Source organism: Mesorhizobium sp. M7A.F.Ca.AU.002.02.1.1 (assembly GCF_003998535.1).
GTDB lineage: Bacteria > Pseudomonadota > Alphaproteobacteria > Rhizobiales > Rhizobiaceae > Mesorhizobium > Mesorhizobium ciceri.
In genome coordinates this window covers 1-8,345 of sequence record NZ_RZPB01000212.1, presented here as the reverse complement: position 1 = coordinate 8,345, position 8,345 = coordinate 1, and the positions used below count along the sequence as shown (strand labels likewise).

The window sequence follows — 8,345 nt, the reverse complement described above, 5'->3', positions numbered from 1 at the left end:
CAGTCGAAAATGACCAGTTCAGGCGTCATGGCCGAGAATGGCTCTCAGAGCTTGCCGGCGAGGTAGCGCGTCAGCGTGGCGCGCGCGCCATTCGCCCACAGCACGTTGAGCGCATGGGCAAAGGCCTCGACAAACGCCGTTGCGCGGCCGACATCGCCATAGATGTCCTCCATGGCGAGCCAGGCGGCGGGAGCGTCCTTTGCTGCCTTTGCCGTCGCCTGCAGCCGGTCCCAACTCGGGTCGTTGGGCTCGATGACGGCGCCGCTGTCCGTCGTGCCGAAGCAGTAGCGGCACCACAATGCCGATTCCAGGGCCAGGCCGGCGACGCTTTTCCCAGCCTTCAGCCGGTCGGCGATGGTCGGGATGATGAACTTCGGCTGGCGGTTGGAGCCGTCGAGGCAGAGCCGGCGCACCGTGTCGCCGATCTTCGGGTTGGAGAAGCGGCTCTCGATGAGCTGGTAATAGTCTTCCAGAACCGTGTCCGGCACCGGCGGCACCGTCGGGATGATTTCGTCCCGTTCGAGCTTGGCCAGAAAACCGCTCACCAGCGGCTCCTGCATCGCCTCATGCACGAAATGGATGTCCATCAGGCCGGCCGGATAGGCGATCGCTGCATGGCCGCCATTGAGGATGCGGATTTTCATCAGTTCATAAGGCGCAACGTCTTTGACGAACTGCACGCCGACCTTTTCCAGCGGCGGCCGGCCATCGGTGAAATGGTCCTCCAGCACCCACTGCCGGAACGGCTCGCAGAACACCGGCCAGTTGTCCTCGAGGCCGAAATCCTTGGCCAGGATGCCGCGCTCGCGGTCGGTGGTGGCCGGCGTGATGCGATCGACCATGCCGTTCGGAAAGGCGACATGCTCGCTGACCCAGTTCGCCAGATCCTCGTCGATCAAACGGGCCAGGCCGATGACGCCATCCGAGGTGACATGGCCATTGTGGGGAATGTTGTCGCACGACATCACGGTGAACGGCACGGTGCCTTCATCGCGGCGGCGCATCAGCCCGGCAAGGATGATGCCGAACACCGTCTTCGGCGTGGCGCCGGCCTGCGCGTCGGCGACGATGTCGGGATGGGTCGGGTTGAACACGACGGAGGCCGGGTCGATGAAATAGCCACCTTCGGTGATGGTCAGCGAAACGATCTTGATCGCCGGGTCGGCAAGCCGTTCGATCACACCGGCCGCATCGCCGGGCATCAGGAAGTCGATCATCGCGCCGGTGACGCGTGCGCTCATATGGCCGCTATCCTGCTCGACCACCGTGGTGAGCCAGTCCTGCTCTTCCAGTTTGCCGCGACCGATCTTTTCGCCGTCGAACACGCCGGCACCGATCAGCGCCCAGTCATGGCCGATGCCCGCATTGAACAGATCGTCGAGATAGACGGCCTGATGCGAGCGGTGGAAATTGCCGACGCCGAAATGCACGATGCCGGCCTTCAGCGTCGCGCGGTCATACTTCGGACCTGCGACGTTGGCGGGCAGCTTGGAGAGGTTAGAGGACGAGAGTTTCACGGTCATCTGTTTTACCCTTTGGCCGGGTTTCGGCCTTCGTTACGCTCCTCTCCCCGTCGGGGAGCGGATAAGGGGTGGCACTTGCTACGCGCCCGCTGAAGTCGGCCTCTGCTCCCCGCGGAGGGACGAGGAGCAGAGGCCGTCCCCCGCCCTCAACTCATCCACTGGCCGCCATCGACATTGTAGGTCTGGGCGACGATGTATTCGGCGTCGCTGCTGGCGAGAAACACAGCCATGCCGGTGAGGTCCTGTGCCGTGCCCATGCGGCCATACGGCACCGCCTCGCCGACCAGTTTCTTCTTCTCGCCCCTCGGCCGGTTCTCATATTTGGCGAACAGCGAATCGACGTGATCCCAGTGCTCGCCGTCGACGACGCCAGGGGCAATCGCGTTGACGTTGATGCGGTGCTTGATCAGGTCGAGCCCCGCCGACTGGGTCAGCGAGATGACGGCGGCCTTGGTGGCGCAATAGACGCCGACCAGCGCCTCGCCGCGCCGTCCGGCCTGGCTCGCCATGTTGATGATCCTGCCGCCCTTGCCTCGCGCGATCATCGAGCGGGCGGCTGCCTGCAGCATGAACAGCGTGCCGGCGACATTGACGGAAAACAACTTGTCGTAGCTTGCCCTGGTGATTTCGACGATCGGCGCCAGGTCGAACAGGGCGGCGTTGTTGATCAGGATATCGAGGCCACCGGTCTTCGTCTCGACGGCTTTCACCGCCGCCTCGATCGAGGCGAGGTCGGTGACGTCGAGCTTGACCGCATAGGCCTTGCCGCCAATCTCGGCGGCGGTCTTCTGCGCCGCCTCGAGATTGATGTCGCCGATGGCGACGGTTGCGCCTTCGCCGGCATAGGCTTCGGCGAAGGCTCTGCCGATGCCGCGGGCCGAACCCGTGATCAGCGCGGATTTGCCGGCCAGTCGCATGTTCAGATTGCCTTTCCGTCGGCGCCAAAGCGATGCAGCTTGGCCTTGTCTGGTGTCAGGTAAATGGTGTCGCCGTGATGGACGCCGAGTTCGCCGTCGGCGCGCACGGTCAGCGGACCGACGCCGTCGGCCTGGACGTGCAGGAAGGTGTCGGAGCCGAGATGCTCGGCGACGCCGACGACTGCCTTCCATTCGCCCGCCCTGGTCGAGATCTCCAGGTGTTCGGGACGGATGCCGATGGTCTTGGCGCCGTTTTTGGCAGCCGGCGCGCCCTCGATCAGGTTCATCTTCGGCGAGCCGATAAAGCTGGCGACGAACAGGTTCTTCGGCGTCTTGTAGAGCTCCATCGGCGAGCCGACCTGCTCGATGTTGCCGGCGTTCAGCACGACGATCTTGTCGGCCATGGTCATCGCTTCAACCTGATCGTGGGTAACGTAGATCATGGTGGTTTTGAGCTGATGGTGCAGCTCGCTGATCTCCAGCCGCATGGTGCCGCGCAGTGCCGCATCGAGATTGGACAGCGGTTCGTCGAACAGGAAGGCGGTCGGCTGACGCACGATGGCGCGGCCGATCGCGACGCGCTGGCGCTGGCCGCCTGAAAGCTGGCCGGGCCGGCGTTCGAGATAGTTGGTCAGGTTGAGCACGCGCGCCGCGTCTCCCACCTTCTTGTCGATGGTCGCCTTGTCCTCACCGGCCATCTTCAGCGGGAAGCCGATGTTCTTGGCCACCGTCATGTGCGGATAGAGCGCGTAAGACTGGAACACCATGGCGAGCTTGCGCTTGGCCGGTGCCTCGCCGGTGACGTCGCGGCCGTCGATGTTGATGGAGCCGCCGCTGGTGTCCTCGAGCCCGGCGATCAGGCGCAGCAGCGTTGACTTGCCGCAACCCGACGGGCCGACAAAGACGACGAACTCGCCATTCTCGATCACCAGGTCGAGACCGGGGATGATGGACGTCGCTCCGAAGGATTTCGAGACGTTCTTGAGCGTGATGTTTCCCATGGTTTCCTCCCCGAGGGGTTATTTCTGCCGATTGCTTCGGGCAATTCCGTTATTTCACCGCACCAAATGTCAGGCCGCGCACCAGCTGCTTCTGGCTGAACCAGCCCATGATCAGGATCGGCGCGATGGCCAGCGTCGAGGCGGCCGAAAGCTTCGCCCAGAACAGGCCTTGCGGGCTTGAGAACGAGCTGATGAAGGCGGTCAGGGGTGCGGCTTCCGTCGTCGTCAGCCGGATCGTCCAGAACGCCTCGTTCCAGGCCAGGATGATGTTGAGCAGCATTGTCGAGGCGATGCCCGGCACCGCCATCGGCGTCAGCACATAGACGATCTCGTTCCACAGCGATGCGCCGTCCATGCGCGCCGCTTCCAGGATCTCGCCAGGGATTTCGCGGAAATAGGTGTAGAGCATCCACACCACGATCGGCAGGTTGATCAGCATCAGCATGATCATGAGGCCGATGCGGCTGCCGAGCAGGCCTGTGTCGCGGAAGATCAGGTAGATCGGGAACAGCACCGCGACCGCCGGCATCATCTTGGTGGACAGCATCCACATCAAGATGTCCTTGGTCCGCTTGGTCGGCGAGAAGGCCATCGACCATGCCGCCGGTATGGCGACCAGCAGGGCCAGGATGGTCGAGCCGACCGAGAGCAGCACCGAGTTGAAGAAGAACTTGAAGTAGCCGCTCTGTGCCTGGACCTCGGTATAGCTCTCGAACGTTCCCGACGGGATGATGCTGAAGCCCTGGATGGCTTCCTGCTCCGACTTGAACGAGGTGATGATCGTGTAGAGGATCGGGAAGAAGATCAGCAGGGCGACGATCCAGGCGGCAACCGTCGCGATCGTCTTGTGCCGGGTGGTGACTGAGCGTGCCATCGTAGCCTCCCTTACTTGTCCAGGTTCTTGCCGACGGCGCGCATGGCGAAGAAGGCAACGATATTGGCGAGAATGACGGCGATCACACCGCCGGCGGATGCCTGGCCGATTTTGAACTCCAGCAACGCCTTCTGGTAGACGAGGAAGGGCAGGTTGGTGGAGGCGTATCCCGGGCCGCCATTGGTGGTGACGAGGATCTCGGCATAGACCGAGAGAAGGAAGATCGTCTGGATCAGGATGACGACCGTGATGGCGCGCGACATGTGCGGCAGCGTCAGATAGATGAAGCGGCTGATGAACCCGGCGCCGTCCATCTCGGCGGCTTCCTTCTGCTCGCCGTCGAGCGACTGCAGCGCGGTCAGAAGAATGAGCGTCGCGAAGGGCAGCCACTGCCAGGCGACGATGATGATGATCGCCAGCATCGGATGTTGCCCGAACCAGTCGATCGGCTGGGCCCCGAAGAAGCGGGCTATGTCGGCGAACACCCCGTATGGCGGGTGCATGATCATGTTCTTCCAGACCAATGCGGCCACCGGCGGCATGACGAAGAACGGCGAGATGACGAGGATGCGCACGATGCCCTGGCCCCACATCGGCTGGTCGATCAGCAGCGCCAGAAGGATACCGCCGATCACCGTGATCAGGAGCACGCTGACCACCAAGGTGAGCGTGTTGAGGATCGACTGCAGGAAGGCCGGGTTGGAATAGAACAGCGCGTAATTCGAGAAGCCGACGAAGCCGTCGCGGATCGGATTGAGCGGGTTGTACTGCTGGAAGGAGAACCAGATGGTGATGACCAGCGGCACGATCATCCAGACGAACAGCAGCACCACGGATGGCGCCATCATGAAACGGGCAAGCGAACGGGTCTGCTGAGTAGCCATGACGGTCACCCTTCACTGGTCAGACGGAATTTTCAAAGGCGTTAAAGGCGGCCGCCCGAACTGGGAACTCGGGCGGCCGTTGCCGGTCAAGGAGGCGACCGGCAGTCGGCACCGGGAGGAGCCTTACTTGATGTATCCGCCCTCGGTCATTGCCGCGGTGGCAGCGTCCTGGGCCTGCTTCAGCGCGTCGTCGACGCTCGACTGGCCGGCAAGCGCCGCCGAGAAGAGCTGGCCGACCGTGGTGCCAAGGCCCTGGAACTCAGGGATGGCGACGAACTGGACGCCGACATAGGGCACCGGCTTGACCGTCGGATGCGTCGGATCGGCGGCGTTGATGGAGTCCAGCGTCATCTTGGCGAACGGAGCGGCCTTCTGGTACTCGGCATTGGCGTAGAGCGAGGAGCGCGTGCCCGGAGGAACGTTGGCCCAGCCTTCCTTCGAAGCGACGAGCTCCGCATAGTGCTTGCTGGTCGCCCAGGAGACGAACTTCTCGGCGGCATCCGCTTTCTGCGTGCCGGCGGGGATGGCCAGCGACCAGGCCCACAGCCAGTTGCCGCGCTTGCCCAGGCCATTGTCGGGCGCCAGCGCATAGCCGACCTTATCGGCGACGGTCGAGTTCTTCGGGTCCGAAACGAAGGACGCGGCGACCGTGGCGTCGATCCACATGCCGCATTTGCCCTGCTGGAACAGCGCCAGGTTTTCGTTGAAGCCGTTGGAGGAAGCCCCCTCGGGGCCGTCGGCCTTCATCAGGTCGACATAGAACTGCAACGTGTTCTTCCATTCCGGCTGATCGAACTGCGGCTTCCAGTTCTCGTCGAACCAGCGGGCGCCGAAGGAGTTCGACATGGCGGTCAGGAAAGCCATGTTCTCGCCCCAGCCGGCCTTGCCGCGCAGGCACACGCCGTTCACGCCATTGGCGCGGTCGGTCATCTTGTCGGCGGCCTGCTTGATGAAGTCCCAGGTCGGCGCGTCGGGCATCTTCAGCCCGGCCTTGTCCATCAGGTCCTTGCGGTACATGACGAAGGAGCTTTCGCCGTAGAAGGGCGCGGCATAAAGCTTGCCGTCGACCGAAAGGCCGCCAGCAATGGCCGGGATGATGTCCTTGGCGTCGTAGTCGTCGCCGAGCTTGTCGAGCGGCAAAAGCCAGCTCTGCTTGGCCCAGATCGGAACCTCATAGGTGCCGATGGTCATCACGTCGTACTGGCCGCCCTTGGTGGCGATGTCGGTGGTGACGCGCTCGCGCAGCACATTCTCTTCGAGCGTAACCCAGTTGAGCTGGATGTCGGGGTTCGCCTTGGTGAAGTCCTCGGTCAGCTTTTGCATGCGGACCATATCGCCATTGTTGACGGTGGCGATGGTGATGGATTCGGCGTGTGCGGCGAACGCAAGCGTGCTGGCCGACAACAAGCCCAGGGTGAGCGTGCGAAGTTTCATCAAATTCCTCCCTTGAACCAAGATGAGCATTTGCCTTGGCTTTGGGCAATTACTCACTTGGCGTGAATTATGTCAAGTCGGATTCGATGCTGCAGCGCAGCACCCGGGCGACACCGCAGGCCGGGACGAGCGGAAATTGCCAGGACGAAGAGCGTCCCGGCCGGATACAGTGCGGCAACAGCGGATGGATCTGCGAGACCAGGTGCAGCCCGCAAGCTTGCCGGTCAGCAGGCGATCTCGGCCAGCAGCCAGTCGCGGAAGGCACGGATCTTCGGCACGTTGCGGCGCGCTTCGGGGTAGACCAGCCAAAAGGCATGGCCGTCGTCGCCAACCAGATCGAAAGGCTGGATCAGGCGCCCACCGGCAAGTTCCGCCTTGAACAGCGCCCTGGTCAGGATCGCGACGCCATGACCGGCGATCGCCGCGTTGGCCTCATAGGCCTGCGCGCCCATGCTGCTGCCGGGCCGTTTGGCGAGATCGTGCGAGTGCACGCCGGCAGCCTCGAACCATTGCGTCCACCAGATGTCGCCGGGATCGAGGATCGGCAGCCGCAACAGGTCCGCCGGTTCCCTGACGCCGCCGATGCTTGCCGCGAGCTTCGGGCTCAGCATCGGCGTGAAATCGGCATCGAGCAGCTTGTAGGCTTCCAGCCCCGGCCATTTGCCGCCGCCCGACCGGATGGCGAGGTCGACATCCTCGCGGGCGAAATCCGTCAGCCGGCTCGATGTTTCGAGCCGCACGGCAAGGGAGGGATGAGCGATCTGGAATGAGCCCAGATGGTGCGCCAGCCAGTTCGAGGCAAAGGTCAGCACCGTCGTGACGCACAGCAATCCGTCGGCGCCGCCACGCGCCGCCGCATAGGCCTGGCCGAGAATGGCGAAGGCCTCGCTGACCGCTGGCGCAAGGCGCTGTCCAGCCTCGGTGAGTGCGATCTGGCGCGGCCGGCGCAGGAACAGCGGCGCGCCGACCCGTTCCTCCAGCACCTTGATCTGATAGCTGACCGCCGCTTGCGTCATGGCAAGTTCCTCGGCCGCCTTGGTGAAGGAAAGATGCCGCGCCACCGCTTCGAACACCCGGATCGCCTGCAGCGGCGGAAGCTGTGAAACCTGCCGAGAGCTGAGGTCCGGCATAAAGCCTCCTTATGGGTCCTTATCGACGTTCGATTGGCAAAGGCCGCCGTCAAGACCGACATTTCCAGTCAACCCGTCATTCGGGTTCAGGATAGCGAAGGTTGACGATCATGACCATGGCGCAGCAAAAATGCACTTCCGCACCCGATCATCGCTGGTTTTCGTGGCTGACGGATGGATTCGGCTGGTTCGCAGCCAAAAAACGGGCACATCTCGACATCAGGGACCTGTCGCCGCATCTGCAGCGCGATCTCGGTTTTCTCGATGGCAACGACCATTTCGGGCGGCACAGCTAGCGCGGTTGGTTTTATCGCAAATCAGTTGTGCTTCCGGTCAGATGCTGGCGAGCAGCGCGGCGGCGGTCCGTTCATCGGTGATGAGGCCGTTGATCAGCCGCCGGTTCGCGGCCGCCAGAATGCCCGGCAGCTTTCGTTCTCCCATCGCCAGTGCGATGACCAGCGATTTCTCGCGTGACGGCAGCGACGCCGACGACACCCGGTCGTTGGTGATGCCCTCGATCATGCGGCCTTCCCTATCGAACACCCAGCCGACGATCTCGGCGATGCCCCCGGCCTTCTGCAG

At 63.3% G+C, this 8,345-nt stretch carries 9 protein-coding genes; 1 reads left to right on the top strand and 8 read right to left on the bottom strand.

The features are described 5' to 3' along the window. Positions 1 to 44: 44 nt before the first annotated feature. From EN879_RS15245 to gcvA, 7 genes are all read right to left on the bottom strand, one after another. Positions 45 to 1,523 (bottom strand): mannitol dehydrogenase family protein, encoded by a 1,479-nt coding sequence (locus EN879_RS15245; RefSeq protein ID WP_063169749.1) that lies wholly within the window; start codon positions 1,521 to 1,523, stop codon positions 45 to 47. A gap of 146 nt (positions 1,524 to 1,669) precedes the next feature. Beyond that, positions 1,670 to 2,440 carry an L-iditol 2-dehydrogenase gene (locus EN879_RS15240; RefSeq protein ID WP_063169750.1) on the bottom strand — a complete coding sequence of 257 codons (771 nt, stop codon included), beginning with the start codon at positions 2,438 to 2,440 and terminating at the stop codon, positions 1,670 to 1,672. A 2-nt stretch (positions 2,441 to 2,442) separates the two neighbouring features. Beyond that, the gene (locus EN879_RS15235) at positions 2,443 to 3,441 is read right to left on the bottom strand and encodes an ABC transporter ATP-binding protein (RefSeq protein ID WP_063169751.1); all 999 of its coding nucleotides are present in this window, start codon (positions 3,439 to 3,441) and stop codon (positions 2,443 to 2,445) included. 49 nt (positions 3,442 to 3,490) lie between these two features. Next, positions 3,491 to 4,315: a carbohydrate ABC transporter permease gene (locus EN879_RS15230; protein ID WP_063169752.1), complete on the bottom strand. Its 825-nt coding sequence runs from the start codon at positions 4,313 to 4,315 to the stop codon at positions 3,491 to 3,493. A gap of 11 nt (positions 4,316 to 4,326) precedes the next feature. Continuing rightward, positions 4,327 to 5,199: a sugar ABC transporter permease gene (locus tag EN879_RS15225; RefSeq protein ID WP_063169753.1), complete on the bottom strand. Its 873-nt coding sequence runs from the start codon at positions 5,197 to 5,199 to the stop codon at positions 4,327 to 4,329. A 123-nt stretch (positions 5,200 to 5,322) separates the two neighbouring features. Continuing rightward, the gene (locus EN879_RS15220) at positions 5,323 to 6,633 is read right to left on the bottom strand and encodes a sugar ABC transporter substrate-binding protein (RefSeq protein WP_013528413.1); all 1,311 of its coding nucleotides are present in this window, start codon (positions 6,631 to 6,633) and stop codon (positions 5,323 to 5,325) included. Between the two features lie 224 nt (positions 6,634 to 6,857). Further along, positions 6,858 to 7,763, bottom strand: a complete 906-nt coding sequence (gene gcvA, locus EN879_RS15215) for a transcriptional regulator GcvA (RefSeq protein ID WP_013528412.1) — start codon at positions 7,761 to 7,763, stop codon at positions 6,858 to 6,860. Between the two features lie 110 nt (positions 7,764 to 7,873). Between gcvA and EN879_RS15210 the strand changes: the two genes are divergently transcribed. Then, positions 7,874 to 8,059 carry a hypothetical protein gene (locus tag EN879_RS15210; protein WP_063170431.1) on the top strand — a complete coding sequence of 62 codons (186 nt, stop codon included), beginning with the start codon at positions 7,874 to 7,876 and terminating at the stop codon, positions 8,057 to 8,059. A gap of 37 nt (positions 8,060 to 8,096) precedes the next feature. Here the strand turns inward: EN879_RS15210 and EN879_RS15205 are convergent. After that, positions 8,097 to 8,345 (bottom strand): sugar-binding domain-containing protein (locus EN879_RS15205; RefSeq protein ID WP_281034591.1); only part of this gene is annotated, 249 nt, incomplete at its 5' end.

What these genes read in the sequence shown, in the direction of transcription:
- EN879_RS15245 (WP_063169749.1), bottom strand. Translation starts at nt 1,523, where the DNA reads ATGACCGTGAAACTCTCGTCCTCTAACCTCTCCAAGCTGCCCGCCAAC.
- EN879_RS15240 (WP_063169750.1), bottom strand. Translation starts at nt 2,440, where the DNA reads ATGCGACTGGCCGGCAAATCCGCGCTGATCACGGGTTCGGCCCGCGGC.
- EN879_RS15235 (WP_063169751.1), bottom strand. Translation starts at nt 3,441, where the DNA reads ATGGGAAACATCACGCTCAAGAACGTCTCGAAATCCTTCGGAGCGACG.
- EN879_RS15230 (WP_063169752.1), bottom strand. Translation starts at nt 4,315, where the DNA reads ATGGCACGCTCAGTCACCACCCGGCACAAGACGATCGCGACGGTTGCC.
- EN879_RS15225 (WP_063169753.1), bottom strand. Translation starts at nt 5,199, where the DNA reads ATGGCTACTCAGCAGACCCGTTCGCTTGCCCGTTTCATGATGGCGCCA.
- EN879_RS15220 (WP_013528413.1), bottom strand. Translation starts at nt 6,633, where the DNA reads ATGAAACTTCGCACGCTCACCCTGGGCTTGTTGTCGGCCAGCACGCTT.
- gcvA (WP_013528412.1), bottom strand. Translation starts at nt 7,763, where the DNA reads ATGCCGGACCTCAGCTCTCGGCAGGTTTCACAGCTTCCGCCGCTGCAG.
- EN879_RS15210 (WP_063170431.1), top strand. Translation starts at nt 7,874, where the DNA reads ATGACCATGGCGCAGCAAAAATGCACTTCCGCACCCGATCATCGCTGG.